The 17,788-nt window shown below is 34.2% G+C and carries 15 protein-coding genes; 6 read left to right on the top strand and 9 right to left on the bottom strand.

What is annotated here, in order from left to right:
* Positions 1–6 precede the first annotated feature (6 nt).
* The 3 genes from AC1RNE_RS17305 to AC1RNE_RS17295 all read left to right on the top strand — a co-directional run bounded on the left by AC1RNE_RS17305 (position 7) and on the right by AC1RNE_RS17295 (position 4,273).
* Positions 7–630, top strand: coding sequence for an HAD family hydrolase (locus tag AC1RNE_RS17305; protein WP_492802578.1), 624 nt, complete (start codon positions 7–9; stop codon positions 628–630).
* Positions 631–694: 64 nt separating this feature from the next.
* Positions 695–1,459 (top strand): type III pantothenate kinase, encoded by a 765-nt coding sequence (locus tag AC1RNE_RS17300; RefSeq protein WP_492802577.1) that lies wholly within the window; start codon positions 695–697, stop codon positions 1,457–1,459.
* A 327-nt stretch (positions 1,460–1,786) separates the two neighbouring features.
* Positions 1,787–4,273, top strand: coding sequence for a TonB-dependent receptor (locus AC1RNE_RS17295; protein ID WP_492802576.1), 2,487 nt, complete (start codon positions 1,787–1,789; stop codon positions 4,271–4,273).
* Positions 4,274–4,377: 104 nt separating this feature from the next.
* Here the strand turns inward: AC1RNE_RS17295 and AC1RNE_RS17290 are convergent, their stop codons facing one another.
* Together AC1RNE_RS17290 and pgeF are read right to left on the bottom strand one after the other, a co-directional pair.
* Positions 4,378–4,542: a hypothetical protein gene (locus tag AC1RNE_RS17290; protein WP_492802575.1), complete on the bottom strand. Its 165-nt coding sequence runs from the start codon at positions 4,540–4,542 to the stop codon at positions 4,378–4,380.
* A gap of 198 nt (positions 4,543–4,740) precedes the next feature.
* Positions 4,741–5,490, bottom strand: coding sequence for a peptidoglycan editing factor PgeF (gene pgeF / locus AC1RNE_RS17285; RefSeq protein ID WP_492802574.1), 750 nt, complete (start codon positions 5,488–5,490; stop codon positions 4,741–4,743).
* A gap of 138 nt (positions 5,491–5,628) precedes the next feature.
* Between pgeF and AC1RNE_RS17280 the strand changes: the two genes are divergently transcribed.
* Together AC1RNE_RS17280 and AC1RNE_RS17275 are read left to right on the top strand one after the other, a co-directional pair.
* Entirely contained in the window at positions 5,629–6,414 is a 786-nt protein-coding gene (locus AC1RNE_RS17280) for a polysaccharide deacetylase family protein (protein ID WP_492802572.1), read from the top strand.
* Between the two features lie 37 nt (positions 6,415–6,451).
* Positions 6,452–7,822: a M20/M25/M40 family metallo-hydrolase gene (locus AC1RNE_RS17275; RefSeq protein WP_492802570.1), complete on the top strand. Its 1,371-nt coding sequence runs from the start codon at positions 6,452–6,454 to the stop codon at positions 7,820–7,822.
* A gap of 366 nt (positions 7,823–8,188) precedes the next feature.
* Here AC1RNE_RS17275 and AC1RNE_RS17270 read toward each other — a convergent pair whose 3' ends face one another.
* The 7 genes from AC1RNE_RS17270 to AC1RNE_RS17240 all read right to left on the bottom strand — a co-directional run bounded on the left by AC1RNE_RS17270 (position 8,189) and on the right by AC1RNE_RS17240 (position 15,881).
* A complete protein-coding gene (locus AC1RNE_RS17270; protein ID WP_492802569.1) occupies positions 8,189–9,166 on the bottom strand; it encodes an acyl-ACP desaturase in 978 nt (325 codons plus the stop codon).
* 163 nt (positions 9,167–9,329) lie between these two features.
* A complete protein-coding gene (locus tag AC1RNE_RS17265; protein ID WP_492802568.1) occupies positions 9,330–10,214 on the bottom strand; it encodes a carbon-nitrogen hydrolase in 885 nt (294 codons plus the stop codon).
* A gap of 152 nt (positions 10,215–10,366) precedes the next feature.
* Complete coding sequence (locus tag AC1RNE_RS17260; RefSeq protein WP_492802567.1) at positions 10,367–11,323, bottom strand: glycosyltransferase family 9 protein; 957 nt, start codon at positions 11,321–11,323, stop codon at positions 10,367–10,369.
* The gene (gene vapC, locus AC1RNE_RS17255) at positions 11,320–11,730 is read right to left on the bottom strand and encodes a type II toxin-antitoxin system VapC family toxin (protein ID WP_492802565.1); all 411 of its coding nucleotides are present in this window, start codon (positions 11,728–11,730) and stop codon (positions 11,320–11,322) included. The genes AC1RNE_RS17260 and vapC overlap by 4 nt, the downstream gene beginning before the upstream one ends.
* Positions 11,727–11,921 (bottom strand): type II toxin-antitoxin system VapB family antitoxin, encoded by a 195-nt coding sequence (locus AC1RNE_RS17250; protein ID WP_492802563.1) that lies wholly within the window; start codon positions 11,919–11,921, stop codon positions 11,727–11,729. Before AC1RNE_RS17250 ends, vapC begins: the two co-directional genes overlap by 4 nt.
* Positions 11,922–12,031: 110 nt before the next feature.
* Positions 12,032–13,933, bottom strand: a complete 1,902-nt coding sequence (locus tag AC1RNE_RS17245; RefSeq protein ID WP_492802561.1) for a hypothetical protein — start codon at positions 13,931–13,933, stop codon at positions 12,032–12,034.
* Between the two features lie 55 nt (positions 13,934–13,988).
* Positions 13,989–15,881 carry an outer membrane protein assembly factor BamB family protein gene (locus AC1RNE_RS17240; RefSeq protein WP_492802559.1) on the bottom strand — a complete coding sequence of 631 codons (1,893 nt, stop codon included), beginning with the start codon at positions 15,879–15,881 and terminating at the stop codon, positions 13,989–13,991.
* 303 nt (positions 15,882–16,184) lie between these two features.
* On the opposite strand from AC1RNE_RS17240, the gene AC1RNE_RS17235 reads away from it, so the two are divergent.
* Positions 16,185–17,681: a glycine--tRNA ligase gene (locus tag AC1RNE_RS17235; protein WP_492802557.1), complete on the top strand. Its 1,497-nt coding sequence runs from the start codon at positions 16,185–16,187 to the stop codon at positions 17,679–17,681.
* Positions 17,682–17,788 lie beyond the last annotated feature (107 nt).

Here is a 17,788-nt window from a genome sequence, read left to right as displayed (position 1 = left end):
TTTAACATGTCACAACAAATAAATACTTTAATCTTTGATTTAGGCGGTGTATTAATCGATTGGAATCCGCTTTATGTTTTTAACCACGTTATTCCAGACGAAGAAAGAAGAAACTACTTCTTTGAACACGTATGCCCATATCATTGGAATGAACAACAAGACGCTGGAATGCCAATTGCACAGGCTACTGCTGAAAGAATTGCACTTTTTCCTGACTGGGAACACGAAATTTCGGCTTATTATGGACAATGGGTAAAAATGTTGGGCGACCCTTTTCATGGCACTGTTGAAATTCTGAGAAAAGCGATTGATTCACCCAATTATCGAGTATACGCCCTTACTAACTGGTCGGCTGAGACTTTACCGATTGCTAGGTCACTTGCGCGTTTTGAGTTTTTGAATTGGTTTGAAGGTATTTTAGTTTCTGGAGAAGAGTTTATGTTGAAACCACATCCTGAAATTTATGAAACCATTCTGACTAGGTATAACATTGATAGAACCAAAGCTGTTTTTATAGACGATAACATCAAAAACATTGCTGGTTCAAAGGCTGTAGGTTTAGAGGCCATCCATTTTCAGTCTCCTGAATCTTTAGCAGAAGAATTTATTAAATTAGGCATTAACTTATAATATATTTTAAATCAATATAAAATACCTCTTCGCGATAAACCACGTCGTGTTTAATTATTAAAATATGCTACTAGCCATAGACATTGGTAATACCGACGTAGTTTTCGGAATTCACAATCAACAAGCATGGATTCATCAATTTAGGATTCCTTCGGATTCATCTCGTCGTTCTTCTGATTTTGAAGCAAAGCTTCGCTTGTTTTTCTTAGAAAATGGTTTAAAAATAAGTGAAATCAATCGCTCAATTATTAGTTGTGTAGTGCCTGATTTGAAAAGTACGCTGAAAGAAATGGTACAAGAAATGATAAGCATCGACCCTATTATTATTGGTCCAGAAATGTATGACCAGTTGAAGATGGAGATTTTGAGTCCTTATGAAATTGGTACAGATTTAGTTTGTAATGCTACTTATGCTTATTATACTTATAAAAAAGCCTGTCTGATTGTAGATTTCGGCACGGCTCTTACTTTCACAGTAGTGTCTGGCGAAGGTAAAATATTAGGCGTTTCTATTGCTCCTGGGCTAAAGACGGCGGTAAAATCTTTATTCTCTAATACAGCTCAGTTACCCGAAGTACCATTAGTTATGCCAGAATCTGCTATTGGCAAAAATACTGTTCATGCTATTCAAGCGGGTATTCTGTGGGGGTATGTAGGGATGGTTCGTGAGATGATTATGCAAATCAAAAAAGAAGTTGGTCAAGATTGTCTAGTTTTAGCCACTGGAGGGCTTTCATCCATTCTAACACCACTACGTGACGAATTTGATGAGGTAGATAAACTACTTACGCTGAATGGACTAAAAATCATTTCAGAGATTGTAAAATAGCTTAAAAAATATTTTCCTCAATAGGCGGCTTGATTTAATATCAAGTTGCCTATTTTTTTAACTAAGAAAATCTTTTTTATTTTTTTCAAATTTACCTGCAACCTTTTTCTTTCACCCTGCATCTTAGTTACAAATTACTTCTTTTATCGTTCCCTTTTTTTAGTCATGATATTGTTTCAACCATTTATCCTTTAGGGAAGCCGATTAAGTAGTTTGCATAACAAGGTAGTAGGTATAAAATTAATTTTGTTTCAATAATCATCCAAGATAATTTCAGTTTAAGCAAAAGTTTAGCCGATAAATCTAAAAACCTAAAATTCATTCATCATGAAAACAATTTTTTACACATTCCTTATCTTATTTAGTTTATCTACTATTAAGGTACAAGCTCAGGGGAAAATCTCTGGACAAATTACTGACGATAAAAGTAAAATTGTAGAATTTGCTACCATTACATTATTGAATGCCAAAGACTCATCACTTGTAAAAGGGGCTCTGGGCGATGTAAATGGCACTTTTGAATTCGAGAAAATAAATTATGGTACTTATATCATTAATATCTCGCAATTGGGCTATAAAAAATATTATACGCCAAAATTCATTCTTTCGGCTGAGACTTCGAATATCAAATTATCAAAAATAGTATTATCAGAAGATTCTAAGCAATTAGGGGAAGTACAGGTAACGGCTAAAAAACCATTTATCGAACAACAAATTGACAAAACAGTCGTGAATGTTGAAAATTCAATTGTGTCGGCTGGTAATACTGCTATTGAAGTTTTAGAGAAATCGCCAGGTGTTACGGTGGACAAAGACGGAAACATTTCGTTGAAAGGAAAGCAAAATGTGATGGTAATGTTAGATGGAAAGCCAACGTATATGTCTGCTAGTGACCTAGCTAATATGCTTCGCAACATGCAAGCTACTCAGTTAGATAAGATTGAAATCATGACAAACCCTCCTGCTAAATATGATGCCGCAGGTAATGCAGGGGTAATTAATATCCGCTTGAAGAAAAATCAGAATACTGGCTTAAATGGTTCGGCGAATATTGGTTTAGGATATGGTCCTTATAAATCTTTACCAAAAGAAAGCGCTGGTTTAAACCTAAACTATAGAAATGGTAAAGTGAATGTATTTGGTAACTTCTCTGCTAATGATAGAAAAAGCTTCCAATATCAAACAATCAACCGTAAGTTTTTTGAAAATGGAAAAGTGATTTCTGGTTTCGACCAAGTGGGTGACAATGATAGAAGAAACAATTCTTTCTCTTACAAAATGGGTGCTGATTATTTCCTTGACAAAAAAAATACTATCGGATTTTTGTTTAATGGAATGAACGGTACTTGGAAAGAAGACTTAAACAATGAGACTTTAATCAAAAATGCAACTGCTCAGTTAGATACTACATCAAGAACATTAGGAGCAATCAACAACAATTGGGGTAATTATTCAACCAATATTAACTTCAAACACGTGATTGATTCTACAGGTAGAGAAATAACTGCTGACTTAGATTATGCACGATATGATGCCAACAATTCTATGAAGTATCGTACTTCAAAATATGATACGCAGAATATTTTACGCCAAACTAGAAATGAAGATGGTTTGACTGCCTCTAAAATTAATATTTATTCTGCTAAGGTAGATTTAACATACCCTATCAACAAAACATCAAAGTTTGAAACAGGATTAAAATCAAGCTATGTACACTCTGGAAATGATATGAGTTTTGTGTTCTTAGTAGGTGATTTAAATACGCCTGTGCTTGACCCAACACGTACTCGTGACTTTGTTTACAAAGAAAATATCAATGCTGGCTATATCAATTACTCAAAAGAGTTCAAAAAGGTAAGCATGCAATTAGGTTTGAGAGTTGAGAATACAAACGGACAGGGTACTTTATTAGGAAAAGAATTATTAAACAGACATTATACCAACGTTTTTCCAAGTGTATTTTTCCGTCAGAAATTAGCAAAAGACCATCAATTAGGTTATTCGTTCAGTCGTAGAATAGACCGCCCTAGCTACGAAGATTTAAACCCATTCTTATTCTTTCTTGATCCTTATACTTTCCAGAGAGGTAATGAATTGTTGCAACCACAATATACGAATGCCTTTGAAGTATCGCATACCTATAAAGATGCCATTACAACAACTTTAAATTTCAGTAGAACTAATGGTGTAATGACTGAAATTTTGGAACAAAATAATGCCTTGAAAACAACAAACGTAACTAAAATTAATATTGGTTATGTAGAAAACATGGGTATTTCGTTCTCAGTGCCTGTACCAATTACAAAATGGTGGTTTAGTAATACTTACTTGAATTTGTATAACAATCATTACGTAGGTGATATTCCTAAAACGACTATTAACTCAGATGGTACGTCATCGACTGTCCTTCAGCCTTTGGATGCTCGTGCTACTACTTATCAAGCTAATATGACGCACCAATTTACTTTACCTAAAAAATACTCTTTAGAGTTAAGCGGTTGGTATCAGTCACCTTTTGTTGAAGGACAATTAGCTGGTCGTCCAATGGGAGCCATGTCATTCGGTATTCAGAAAAAATTCATGAACGACAAAGCTACTTTGAAATTGAATGTTAATGATGTGTTCTGGTCTAATCAATTCAGAGGTTCATTCATCTTCAACGACATTGATGTACAAGTAACAAATAAATGGGAAAGCAGAGTGATTCGTTTGAATTTCTCTTACCGTTTCGGAAATAGTAAAGTAGCTGCTGCTCGTCAACGTAGAACTGGATTAGAAGACGAAAAAGGACGTGTAAAAAACAGTGGTAACTAAAAATGATTTTTCATTACAGTGAAAAATAACTCGAAATCTATTGACTATTGAAAATTAAAAAAGGATGCCGTAATGGGCATCCTTTTTTAATAATGTATAATTCGCTACTTTTTCGCAACGTAAATGTTAGATGGCGTTAAGAAATCAAAGAAACGCTCTAACCAGCCTTTATCTGCATCATAAGAATTGATAGATGATGCTTTTAGATTTGTCTTAGGGCTTCTTGATTCATCCAGAACCATCTCAGCCAATAAAGGGTAAGATTTCATAAATTTGTGTTTTTTAATGTGACACGGTTAAATGATTATTGGTACTCTAAACGGAGGTTCACTTAAAAAGTGATAATCTTTAAACTCGAGTTAATTATTTAATTGACACAAAGTTACAAATAATAGTTTTAAAAATTGCAAAAAATATTGTTTTTGAAATACGTTTTCTTGAAATAGTATAACTAATTTAACATTCCCTTAATAATCCGTCGATTTTATCCCAATTATTGCTAACATTCTTCCTGTCTTTCCTTTTTCTTTTCTGTGCGAAAAATAGCTGTCATTATCTAAAACAGTAGAGAATTTTGACAACGCTATTTGCCTAGCGGGTACTCCCACTGCTAGCAATTGTGCCTGATTAGCTTTCTTCAAATCAACAAAATACTTTGCTTTTTCTGGATCAAATCTTTTGAATTGGCTATCAAAATTTTGGGCTACCTCCTCGCCTACTTCAAAAGAACATTCATCAATACAAGTGCCTACATAGGCAAAACAATCTTTCGGATTGGTGTCAAATGCTATGGTCATTTGTGTAATTGTTTTACCTACAATATCTAAAACAGTTCCTCGCCAACCTGCATGAATGGCAGCAACTACTTTTTGTTTAGCATCATATATTAAAATAGGCGTACAGTCGGCTATAGTAACAGCTACATATACATCGGCTTGGTTGGTAATTAGGGCATCGAAACCATCATAAGAACCTGCCTTCGTTACTGTTAATACTTTATCTTCATGGACTTGATAAGAAAAAGCTACCTTTTCAGCAGAAAAACCCAAAGCTTCATAGAATTTATCTCTATTTTTATGCACATTTTCGAGCGAATCACCAGAATACAGTCCTAAGTTTAAGGAATTGTAAGGAGCCTCGCTAAAGCCATTTTTACGAGTACTTTCAGCAGCTACCAATGCTGTAAATTGTTCAAATATCTGAGGTCGGGTAAACATTTTTATGTTTTTTTGGATTTGGAGACTAGAGGACTTTAGGACTGAAAGATTTTAGGAACTTTAGACTGGAGTTCATACCCTAAAATCCTTCATCTTAAAGTCCTAAAGTCTAATATTCCTATAATCCTACAATCAACAATGAAACTAATTTATATACTATTCTTTTTACTATTAATAAGTTGTCAAGAAGAAAAAAAAGCTACACAGCCTGCTGGTATAGCACTTTCTTTTGATGACCGATTTATTAAAGAATGGTACCAATTAAGGCCACTTTTTAAAAAATACAACGCAAAAGTAACATTTTACGTTACACAACCCGATAGTCTTTCTAAAGAAGAAATTATCATGCTACGTCAATTACAAGCAGATGGGCATGAAATTGGTTGTCATGGAGCTATGCACATAGGCTCTATCAGATATGTTTGGGAACATTCTATGAATGAATACATGGAAAAAGAAGTTTTTCAAGCCCTTAGGACGATGAAGCGACAAGGATTTAATCCTAAAACTTTTGCTCATCCAGGAGGCTCTCAAATTTGGTATATCGATAAAGAACTATTAAAGCACTTTAAACTTTTGAGAGATGTAGCCATAAAAGAAAGAAAAATAGCAGGTTTTACTTATAAACGAGCCGTTGAAAACATGGATGAAATATATCATCAATCCGACGATAGCCCAAAGGTAAATGCCTTGTTGATTGACGTGGGGAATAATACGACGATAGAAGATATAAAAAAGGGATTAGCAAGGGCCCAGCAGGAAAACAGTGTCATGATGCTTTTTGGGCATCGTCCTTTGCGTATAATCACTCATAAACCAGAAGAATATGGCTTTAATATACATTTTTTAGAGCAAATCTTGGCAGAAAGTGCTAAATTGAAGCTTCAATATTTTACAATGAACGAACTTCATTCAGGTCTATGAATTAACACTCATACCCTACATTAACACAAAATTTTCAATGAAAAAACAAACTACCTTCATCACTACCATCCTTTTATCATTATCATTATCCACTTTTGCCCAAGATAATGATTCCACTGTCATCCGTAAATTCTTTGATGAATCCCTAGCTCGTGGTAAATCTTACGAATGGCTTCGCGATTTAACCGCTAATGTTGGTCCACGACTAAGTGGGTCTGAAGGAGCTAAAAAAGCCGTGCAATGGGGAAAAGCATTATTAGAAACAGGCGGTTACGACCGTGTTTTCTTACAAGACGTAATGGTGCCACACTGGGTACGTGGTGCAAAAGAAGAAGGTTATATTTTAAACGGCAAACAAAAAACAGCAGTGCCTTTAGTAGCCTTAGGAGGGTCAATCGCTACGCCTAAAAAAGGAATCACGGCTGAGGTAATTGAAGTAAAAAACTTTCAGGAATTGAGAGCATTAGGAAAAGAAAAATGCGCAGGCAAAATAGTTTTCTTTAATCGCCCGATGGACCCTACCAAAATTAATACTTTTGAAGCGTACGGACAAGCAGGCGACCAACGTCGTAGTGGTGCTAACGAAGCCTCAAAATTAGGGGCTATCGGTGTAATTATTCGTTCGTTGAGTAGTACAGAAAACGATTATCCACATACAGGTTCAATGACGTATGGAACGGGGGTTCCGTTGATTCCTGCGGCAGCTTTAAGTACAAAAGCCGCTACTTTATTGAGTAATACCTTAAAGGAAAACCCTGAGACAAAGTTTTACTTCAAACAATCTTGTGAAACCCTTCCAGATGCCCCTTCACACAATGTGGTTGCTGAAATTAAAGGTAGTGAACATCCAGAAGAAATTATTGTAGTAGGCGGACACCTAGATTCTTGGGATTTAGCTCAGGGTGCTCATGATGATGGTACAGGCATTGTACAATCAATTGAAGTAGCACGTTTGTTTAAAACTTTAAACATTAAGCCAAAGCATACTATCCGAATCGTATTATTCATGAATGAAGAAAACGGAACTCGTGGAGGAATTAAATATGCAGAGTTGGCGAAACAAAATAATGAAAAACACATTTTTGCTTTAGAATCAGATAATGGAGGTTTTACACCTCGTGGTTTTGGGGTTCAAGGTGCTTCAGCGGAATTATTAACTAAAATTCAGTCGTACCGTACTTTGTTAGCACCTTATGGCTTACATGAAATTGAGCGTGGTGGTGGCGGTGTTGATATTGGTCCATTAGCTCCACAAGGAACGGTATTAGTAGGTTTTAAACCAGATGCTCAGCGTTATTTTGAATATCATCATGCTTCAAATGATACATTTGAAACTGTTAACCAACGTGAATTAGAATTAGGTGCTGCTTCGATGGCGAGTTTAATTTACTTATTAGATAAATTGTAGTAAGGTTTTAGCTTTGAGTGATGAGCTTTGAGCTTTTTTTGCATTGAAGGTTTCAGAGCTTAATGATTATCCACATCTTTAAAAGATGTAATTATTGATCAAAGCAGTTGAAATTTCAAGCCTTATGGCTAGCGAGGGACTTAAGTCCCTCGCTAGCCATAAAACATTGATTATCAAATATTTGACAAATTTAGATTTTAAAGCCATATAAATAAAAAATGCCTCAATCCAAAAATTGAGGCATTTTTTATTCATATGAAGGAAGCGTTATGTAATGATTTAAAACTACATTATTGAAATAACTAATTTACTGATAATGAAATCATTACTCACTAAATCACTCATTTATTAAATCACTCAATTACATTACTGAATCCAGCTAAATTTATATTCTAATTCAGGAACTTTGATACGGTCGGTTAAACGTGTCAGACGTTCTGGTAAACGCATCAAATAGTCTTGTGCTTTCGCGGCAGTACCATTTAATCCAGTCATTGTTGATACATTCCAATCGTTCAATAAAATCTCTGTAATTTCGATATAGTCTTTTCCTGTATAAACACCCAAACGTTGAGCAGCATCTGAAAAGTGACCATACACACCACTTTTTTCACCATTCATTTCACGTAAAAAGTGAGCAGGCATTACAATTTTTTGTTTCATCATATCAGCAAAAGCAATCATCATTTCTGATGGATCAATTTCAAAAATACTACTGATAAAACTCTTGTAAGCTTTATGGTGACGCATCTCGTCGGCAGCAATCATTGCACACATTTTTGACAATGAATTATTACCATGCTTTTTAGCCAAAGAAGCCGTACGACGGTGCGAAATATTAGTTGCTAACTCTTGAAAAGAAGTATAAACAAACGTCTTATATGGATCATCATCTGTTTTAATATCAAAGCCATCAGCAATTAAATACTGCGTTGAAATTTCAACCGCTTTCATATTTACACGTCCAGAAAGGTATACATATTTGTTCAGTAAATCTCCATGACGGTTCTCTTCTGCTGTCCAAGCACGTGTCCACCTTGCCCAACCTTGAGGTTCATGAGCCATATCTACACCTTGCACTACCATAATTGATGATTCGTAAGTAGGTAAAGCTTCTTCAGTAATCATATCACCAATCAGCACTGCCCAATAATCATAAGGTAGTTCACGTGCAGCCTGCTGAATTTCTTTTACTTCATCAAAAAAAGTTTCTTTGCTAGCATCTGGTAAAAAATCAGAAGGTTGCCAGTTGGTATCTATAGGAATGAGGTACTTGTTCACGATGTCGTCCATATTAACGGCAAGGTGATTCATTACTTCAATTCTTTCATTTCGCTTTTCCATTTAATTGTTGTGGTTTGTGGACTAAGAGTATCGGTCAAAAGTTTTTTATCATCACAAAAATAGTTCCATTTTCGCTATAGAATTTTACAAAGATACTGAATAATATATAAATGCTAGAATGATAATTATCATTATTACCCTATATAATTTGGTATTATTCAGATTAATCTATAAATCTTTTAGTAATTGGATGATAGCTGTCTACTCTTCTATCCCGTAAATAAGGCCAAGTTGAGCGATAATATTCCGTTTTAGCTAAATCTACTTCTTGAACATGCACTTCTTCTTGCTCGTGTGAACCTAAGTAAAGTAACGTCCCGAAAGGGTTCGCTACAAAACTTCCTCCCCAAAATTGTTGGTCAGCCTCACGCCCTACTCTATTAACAGACACCACATGAACGCCATTTGCTACAGCATGTGAACGCTGTATAGTTTGCCAAGCATTATATTGCTCTCGATTAGTATTAGCATCGGTTTCATTTGTATCCCAACCAATCGCTGTTGGGTAAAACAAGACCTCTGCCCCCATTAAAGCCGTGATTCTTGAAGCTTCAGGATACCACTGATCCCAACAAATTAATACACCAATTTTTGCAAATTTTGTTTGAAAAACTTTATATCCTGAATCTTCCGAAGAAGCATCTCCAGGCGTAAAGTAAAATTTCTCGTAATATCCTGGATCATCAGGAATATGCATTTTTCTATATTTTCCTAAATAAGCCCCATCAGCATCTAATACCGCTGTTGTATTATGATACAAACCAGCTGCACGTTTCTCAAACAAGGAGGCAATTATTACTACGCCCAATTCTTTGGCAACTCCTGAAAGTGTTTCTGTTGATGGGCCAGGAATTGGTTCTGCCAAACTAAAATTAGCATGGTCTTCAACATCACAGAAATATAATGAGGTAAATAACTCTTGCAAACAAACGATATTAGCTCCCTTTTGAGCCGCTTCACGAATGCCTTTAATTGCTTTTTGCATATTCTCTTGTACATTTTCTGTACAAGACATTTGGACAAGTCCTATGTTTACTTTCTTGGTCATTGATACTTATCTTTGGTAATTGAGTGATTGAATGAATAGGTGATTTAGTGATTGTACTTTCATTATCATTGAATTACTCTTTTTAATTATATCGTTTAATTTTACTCCATTATTCCTTATCAAAACTAGAGGATAAAGTTTGCCATCCAAAATTACTGAAATTCCAATTCATTCATACATTTAAAATGTCCTAATGGGCATTTCTCATACCCAATTTTAGAACATGGTCTACACGCTAAATCTTTTACTTCAAGTGCTACAAAATTAGTTTGATACGGATACATTCCAAACTCAGGCACTGTATTTCCCCAGATTGAAACAACTTTTTTCTTCAATGCAGCCGCTACGTGCATCATTCCTGTATCGTGCGTATATACAATACTTGCTCTTTTAATCAACGAAGCAGATTGGTTTAAAGTACATTTACCACAGGTATTTAAGATTTGTTTTTCTACTTTATTTTCAAAGGCAAGCATCAATTTTTCTGCTTGGTCTGCATCCTCTTTTCCCCCAATCAACACAAGTGGTAAATCTATCTTCTCACACAATTCTATCATCTTAGGCAATGGTAGCTTTTTGGTTTCATGTTGTCCGCCAATGGCATATATAGCATAAGAATCTCTAAAGCTTTCAGGTAACCATTCAACTGGTAATTCGTCTTTTGCTGGAATAAAATAGTCTAATCCAGCATTATCATTCTTAATCCCTAAAGTTTCAACTGTTTTTAAATTTCTATCAACGATATGGACATTCGGCATGACATTTTTCTTAAATTTTACCAAAAGCCATTTCTGAAAATTTAATTTATCATAACTGAATGATTTTACGCCAAGCCTAAATTTGATAATTCTTGTCCTTAAATTATTATGCAAATCTATTACATAATCATAGCGTTCTGCTTTGAGTTGTTTTATCAAATCATTAAGGCTAGTATCCAATAAATAATACTTATCAATGTAAATATTAGTTTCAACTAATGTTTTATAAGATTTCTTCGTCACAAAATGTACTTCGGCATCAGGATATTGTTTTTTCAAACAGCGAATAACTGGAGTAGTTAAAATAATATCACCAATAGAAGAAAAACGAAGAATGAGGAATTTGGTCATGCAAATTGGGTGATTTTCAAAGAAGAATGTTCTGCAATTAAGTCGAAATCTGAATCTTGATGACAAATCTCGACCTTAAAATGAATGGCATAAGCCGCAATGAGGCAATCATTGGCTTTACGAATGGTTACTCCTTTTTGTCTTAGAGAACGATAAAGGTTGGCGGATTCAATCGCTATATCAATGGGATTCAATACCAAACATTTAAAACTCAACAAAGAAGCTTTCAATCTTTCAAACTCTTGTTGGCTTTTTGTGCCTTGCAGAATCTCTTGTAAAATTGTTGGCGTTAACCATAAAGGTTGGTTATCAGTAATATATTCTCTTAACAATAATGCTTGTGATGTTGTTTTGTGTTGTATCAATTGAATCCAAACCGAAGTATCAAAAATAATAGCGTGTTTCATTGACTTCTCCATTGTTCTAAATTGCCTTCCCAATCAATCCCTTTATCAATTAATGTTAATAAGTCAACACGTTTCAAATACATTAAATACTCTTTCAAAGCAAGATTGACAATTTCTTTTTTAGAAGAAGCTGGTTTAAGTTGGCTAATCTCACGTAAGATTTCGTCATTTATTTCAATATTTGTTCTCATGATTTTCGGCTTTTTATATACAAAAATAACGATTTTTTAAGGCAAAGCCTTTAAAACATTTATTTCAATCAAAAAAATTGGGATGTTAGTTTTCCTAACACCCCAATTTATTATTTAAATCCTCCTGAATAAACCTCTTTGACAAAAATTCTATTAGCAAAACCTGAATTAATTTCAATCTTTTCGATTTGTTCTTGGTAAAAAGTTTCTCCGTAATAATCTTCAATCTGATACAAAATACGATGTGGTATTGCTCCACTATTAAGACTGATTAATTCTCGATAATCCTGAAAAATCCTTCGTTCAAATGATAACTTTTTGCCCTCTTCAAATGCTGTCTTCTCAGAAGAAATCACCCTAAATGTTTCTTTGTCAATATACAAATGATACTCTGTTTTAGGAACAGAACGATTTTTTGAATTAAGCGTTTTCTCAGTATAGGTTAGATGATAACACAACCGTTCATCTATTGTTACATCGTCTGATAGCTCATAATTATCCCATAAGTCTAATCGAAATGAAGTAAGTAAATAAAGTGGGTCAAGATTAAGGAAAGTCTCCCAATAATCATCAGTATCTATTTTTTTCCATTTTTCTCCTCTTATTCGGTCATCATGCTGCCATCCTTCTGCTTGATTTACCACCTTATAAAACAAATCGGGGTTTTTCTTTTTTAAGAGATAATTGGTAAAAGCACTCTCCCATTTCTCTTCATAAAAAGGCACATTGCTATCTTCAAAAGATAATTTTGAAAGTGTATGTACTTTTTCAATCCCTTTTATAATTTGTCCTCCGCCAAACCCTAGTATTACTTTTTCTAAAATTTTAGCATTATTTTGACTCGCCAGCGAATCAAGCACATTATTTCGTTTAGCTTTTGTCTTTTCTAAATATGCTAATCGATTATTTTTCTCTTGTTCCCAGTCGGCAATATCTCTCTCAATTTTTTCAAAAAATGCAAGTCTCGTTTCTTCTTTTTCATTTATCTCATCTTGCTGCATTTCAAATCCTAGCTTTTTTAATTCACTAAAACGAGGCGTATGGGTACGTTTCTTTTTATCAACAAAAAAGCTATTATTGGTTCTCACAACTAGCTCGCGTCCCCATACTTTCCGCATATCATTTTTAATTAACAAGTCAGCGTAAAACAAAGCTTTTTCACGATTTTCAAGTAAGAAATACAACTGACTCAAATTGTTAGTGACGATAAATCTTATTTTAGTGTTTTCATCTGATTGCGGATATTTTACTAGAAGGCTTTCTAAATAGGCTAAATGGGGTTGCATTGCTTGTTCATCAATGCCCGACGCTAAGGTAACTTTTTTTAATTGTGCCGTTATTTCCTTTTCAAATTCAAGCATTTGCTTGTACTCTGGATGTTCTACAGAAGTTAAAAATACAAAGGTCTCCTTACTTACTTGGGTATAATAGCCTAGTTTTTCATTCAGTTTTACTTGAATCTTTTCCAAAGCAATATGTATTGCCTTTTCTATTTCATCACCATATTCGTTGTTTACTTCAATTTTATTTAAGCCTTTTTTTAAATCTTCTAATGTTGCAAAAGGATCTGATGTAACTATTTCGTTCGTATTGAATTCCTCTTTATAAATAGTTTGAGATTGACACTTCACTTCTACTTTAGCAATCACCTTAAAGCTTGAATAAGGAACATAAGAAAACTTTAGTGTTTTTTTATTGAATATAGTATCTATTCTACTTTTTTGATATTCAGGAACAGGAATTGTCACAAAAATTTTAAGTTGCCCATTGTCTGCTTCCTTGATATAACCTTTTATGTTGAAAAAGCTTTTCTTCAAACTTGGCTCGGAAACAGGTAAACGATTACCTAATTGATAAAAAGTAGATTGTGTAAGTAAATTATCCAAACAACTATATTCTGAAGGAACAATGCTTGGAATAATAAAGTTTTTTTTAGTAAACTTCACTTTGTCTTGTGAGAATCCGCTAATAAAACTAAAAAAAAGGACGATAAAGAGTATAGTTCTTTTCATAAGACAAAAAAAGAGTCCATCAAACTTATTTTGATGGACTCTACTGTTTATTGGTTTATTTTTTAGCATCAAAAATCTGTACCGTATTATTCAAAATATAGAATACATTTTGGGTAGCTGGGTCAATTTCATAAACTGGTCTATCGTTTTTGAAAATCAATTTATCCACTTCTACACCATCAATTTTTCTCACTTTTACTAATACTTTTTCGCCAGTTTCTTCTTTTGCGTAAATATACGAGAAGTCTCTGTTTTGTTTCATCGCATTAAAACGAGAACCATATCTTGATGCTAATTGGTTTAAAGCAGCTCCACCAATTGCTGATGCATTTGCCTGTGCCATTTTGCCTTTATCAGCTTCTCTAACAACTGCACTGCGCATTATTCCATTTTCATCACGGTATTGCATCGTAATTTCTCCTCCTTCTATCACATTTTTAGCATAATTAGCACCAAGTGCCATACTGCCTACCATAGAAGCTCCTTTAATTAACTGTCTGTTGCCTTCACCTGGTTGTTTATATACTTTGTGATATTTCACTTTACCGTCTAATCCTACGCCCATTACTTCTACTGGTCCTGACAAAACAACGCCCCAAGGGAACAACTCAATACTATTTAGCTCTTTTTCATTTTTGATATTTACTTCAGCAAAAGGTTCTGGTTTATCAGCGATTGATGGGTCAAACTTATAAAGCTTTTCGTCATTATACACGATGTATGCATTGGCGGCGTCATCATAATATGGTAAAACTGGTCTTTTTTCATTGAATTTAATATTTCTCTTCCATAGTTTACGTCCACTTTTGTAGTCAACCATGTTACCATAAGTGCCTGTTAAATACATTACTTTATCGCCAACTTTGCCTAAGTAATAAATAGGGTCTTCTTTTTCATCAGCAATTTCAATAAAGCTCTTCCAAAGTTTTTCTCCTTCTTTATTTATCAACATCATTTCGTTTTCAGCTACATAAAGGAAGTCTTTATCAATAGGAATAACACGCTTTAAACCATCACCACGAGCATCTTTTTTCCAGATTTTTTCACCTGTTTTTAAATCAAAAAAGTTAAACCCACTATTATGTGCAATCAATAATTTTGTACCCCAGTCTTCTAAATATACTATTCTTTTTGTTTTGATTGATTCTTCCCAAATACTCTTTCCAGTTTCAGTATTCAATACATTCAAATATTCTTTAGAAGACATCAACCCTTTGCTGTTTACTACGACGATATTTTTATCGTTTTGAGTAGGGAAAAACTTAGTATATTCCTCTTCAGCAGTCCAGTTTAATTTTCCAGTTGTTTTATTAAAAGAATACAATTTGCCATAAAGCAAATAATAAATCGTTTCTCCGTTGATTTTAGCAATGTTAGTATTAACAGATTCTTTTAAAGAAAAACTAAAAAAAGACTTTGCTTTACTTACCACTGAATTCCATTTCAATGTTCCTGCTTTAGTATCCAATAAGGCAATCGACATATTATCTCCATTTTTTAATGTCAATAAATATTCGTCAGACTCAGGAATAAAATCAGATTGAAAAACGAAGAAAGATTCTTTAGAAGAATTGTAAACTATTTTACCAGTTTCAGTATTGACAACCATGTATTTAGAATTAATAAAAGCCTCTACATACGGGCTATTAGCAACACTAGTAAGTTCTTTTTTCTCTTTGAAAAATTTACCAAATTCAGGGTCTGTCAAAATATCTTTTACAGAAGTTGCACCAAAATCATCTTTGGTTAAAGTCCATACGATTTTTTTACTTTCTGCATCAATTCCTTTTAAAGTAGCACCTTCTTTGATGACGATAATACCAGTAATTTCATTTTGTACTAAATCTTGGATGTTACCTTCTGTTTGAAGAATGTGGTCGAATGTACGTTGGGCAAATGTGCCAAAAGAGCATAGCACGAGTAGAAAGGCAAATAAAAACTGTTTCATTAGTAGTAGTTGTTTAAAATATTAAGAAAAATTTATGGGAATACGGTAGTATTTTCCACGATTTTCTCCTAATGGTTTTTAAACAAATAGATGATATTAAAGTGTAGATACTACTGAGAAACAAATATAAATAAAAACCTAAAAAATTCTAAATGAAAATCAATATTTAACTTTGCGATGATTATTCTAAACTTGGTAACAGACAATTCAAGGCAAATTTGATAACTTTGTTAATATTTTTACAAAAAACAAGTAAAATGCTAATTACAGTTGACGAGCAATCGTTAACTGATCATTAAAATCATGGCTGAACAAAAACAACAAGATACTGCTTCCACGCTAAAAGAAATCATTTCGCATGCCAAAGAATATGGCTTTGTATTTCCTTCTTCTGAAATTTATGATGGGCTACAAGCCGTTTATGATTATGGTCAGAACGGTGTAGAGTTGAAAAACAATCTTAAAACTTTGTGGTGGAAAGCCATGACGATGCTCAACGATAATGTTGTTGGGATTGATGCAGCCATTTTTATGCACCCGCTTACATGGAAGGCTTCAGGACACGTTGATTCGTTCAACGACCCAATGATTGATAACAAAGATTCTAAAAAACGTTATCGTGCTGACCAATTATTAGAAGCCAAAGCTGAACTTTATGAAGCTGAGGGAACGCCTGAAAAAGGAAAAGCATTATTGCAGGAAATGGCACGTTTATTAGATGCTGGAGAATTGGATGGCGTTCGTCAATTAATTATTGATGAAAATATTAAATGTCCAATATCTGGAACAACTAACTGGACAGAAGTACGCCAATTCAATTTGATGTTCTCTACCCAAGTAGGTGCAGTCTCTGAAGATGCTTCGTTGATTTATCTTCGTCCAGAAACAGCACAAGGAATTTTTGTAAACTTCTTGAATGTTCAGAAATCTGGCCGTATGAAAATTCCGTTTGGGATTGCCCAAATCGGAAAAGCTTTCCGTAATGAAATCGTTGCGCGTAACTTTATTTTCCGTATGCGTGAATTTGAACAAATGGAAATGCAGTTTTTCTGTCGCCCTGGTACCGAAATGCAATGGTATAATTCTTGGAAAGAAACTCGTCTGAAATTCCACCAAGCAATTGGTCTACCTGTTGAAAAATTAAAATTCCACGACCACGAAAAGCTGGCTCACTATGCCAATGCTGCCGTGGATATTGAATACCAATTCCCATTCGGATTCAAAGAAATGGAAGGGATACACTCAAGAACTGCTTTTGACTTGACCGCTCACCAAACGCTTTCAAAGAAAAAGCAACAGTATTTTGATGCTGAACTTGACGAAAATGGAAAACCTTATGGAAACTATATTCCTTATGTTGTAGAAACATCTGTAGGTGCCGACCGTCTGTTCTTGGCTGTACTTTGTAATGCTTATACTGAAGAAACTGTTGGTGAAGGCGATGCTGAAAAACAGCGTACTTATCTAAAATTCCATCCATCGGTTGCTCCTATCAAAGCAGCTGTTTTACCTTTGGTGAAAAAAGATGGTTTAGCTGAAAAAGCACAAGAAATTTTCCATTCATTAAAACGTTCGTTTAACACAACTTATGATGATGGTGGTGCTATCGGAAAACGTTATACTCGTCAAGATTTAATTGGTACTCCTTATTGTATCGCCGTAGATTATCAAACAATGGAAGACGAAACCGTAACGATTCGTCATCGTGATTCAATGGAACAAGAAAGAGTAAAAATTTCTGAATTACGAGACAAAATTGGCTATGCCATCAGCATGGAAAGAGTATTTGAGCAATTATAATAATTATTTAATAATCATTTTTTTGAAAGGCTTTTGAGAAATCAGAAGCCTTTTTTATTTGGATATTCTGCAATAAAAAACATAGCTATACGTTATCTGAGTACATT

Source organism: Arcicella sp. GW822-FHT02H01 (genome assembly GCF_058802005.1).
Note: the sequence above shows the minus strand (reverse complement) of the source record. Positions and strands in the feature narration are given on the sequence as shown.

Bases quoted from the DNA above. Each gene is read 5' to 3' on its own strand.
- AC1RNE_RS17305 (WP_492802578.1), top strand. From the start codon at position 7: ATGTCACAACAAATAAATACTTTAATCTTTGATTTAGGCGGTGTATTA.
- AC1RNE_RS17300 (WP_492802577.1), top strand. From the start codon at position 695: ATGCTACTAGCCATAGACATTGGTAATACCGACGTAGTTTTCGGAATT.
- AC1RNE_RS17295 (WP_492802576.1), top strand. From the start codon at position 1,787: ATGAAAACAATTTTTTACACATTCCTTATCTTATTTAGTTTATCTACT.
- AC1RNE_RS17290 (WP_492802575.1), bottom strand. From the start codon at position 4,542: ATGAAATCTTACCCTTTATTGGCTGAGATGGTTCTGGATGAATCAAGA.
- pgeF (WP_492802574.1), bottom strand. From the start codon at position 5,490: ATGTTTACCCGACCTCAGATATTTGAACAATTTACAGCATTGGTAGCT.
- AC1RNE_RS17280 (WP_492802572.1), top strand. From the start codon at position 5,629: ATGAAACTAATTTATATACTATTCTTTTTACTATTAATAAGTTGTCAA.
- AC1RNE_RS17275 (WP_492802570.1), top strand. From the start codon at position 6,452: ATGAAAAAACAAACTACCTTCATCACTACCATCCTTTTATCATTATCA.
- AC1RNE_RS17270 (WP_492802569.1), bottom strand. From the start codon at position 9,166: ATGGAAAAGCGAAATGAAAGAATTGAAGTAATGAATCACCTTGCCGTT.
- AC1RNE_RS17265 (WP_492802568.1), bottom strand. From the start codon at position 10,214: ATGACCAAGAAAGTAAACATAGGACTTGTCCAAATGTCTTGTACAGAA.
- AC1RNE_RS17260 (WP_492802567.1), bottom strand. From the start codon at position 11,323: ATGACCAAATTCCTCATTCTTCGTTTTTCTTCTATTGGTGATATTATT.
- vapC (WP_492802565.1), bottom strand. From the start codon at position 11,730: ATGAAACACGCTATTATTTTTGATACTTCGGTTTGGATTCAATTGATA.
- AC1RNE_RS17250 (WP_492802563.1), bottom strand. From the start codon at position 11,921: ATGAGAACAAATATTGAAATAAATGACGAAATCTTACGTGAGATTAGC.
- AC1RNE_RS17245 (WP_492802561.1), bottom strand. From the start codon at position 13,933: ATGAAAAGAACTATACTCTTTATCGTCCTTTTTTTTAGTTTTATTAGC.
- AC1RNE_RS17240 (WP_492802559.1), bottom strand. From the start codon at position 15,881: ATGAAACAGTTTTTATTTGCCTTTCTACTCGTGCTATGCTCTTTTGGC.
- AC1RNE_RS17235 (WP_492802557.1), top strand. From the start codon at position 16,185: ATGGCTGAACAAAAACAACAAGATACTGCTTCCACGCTAAAAGAAATC.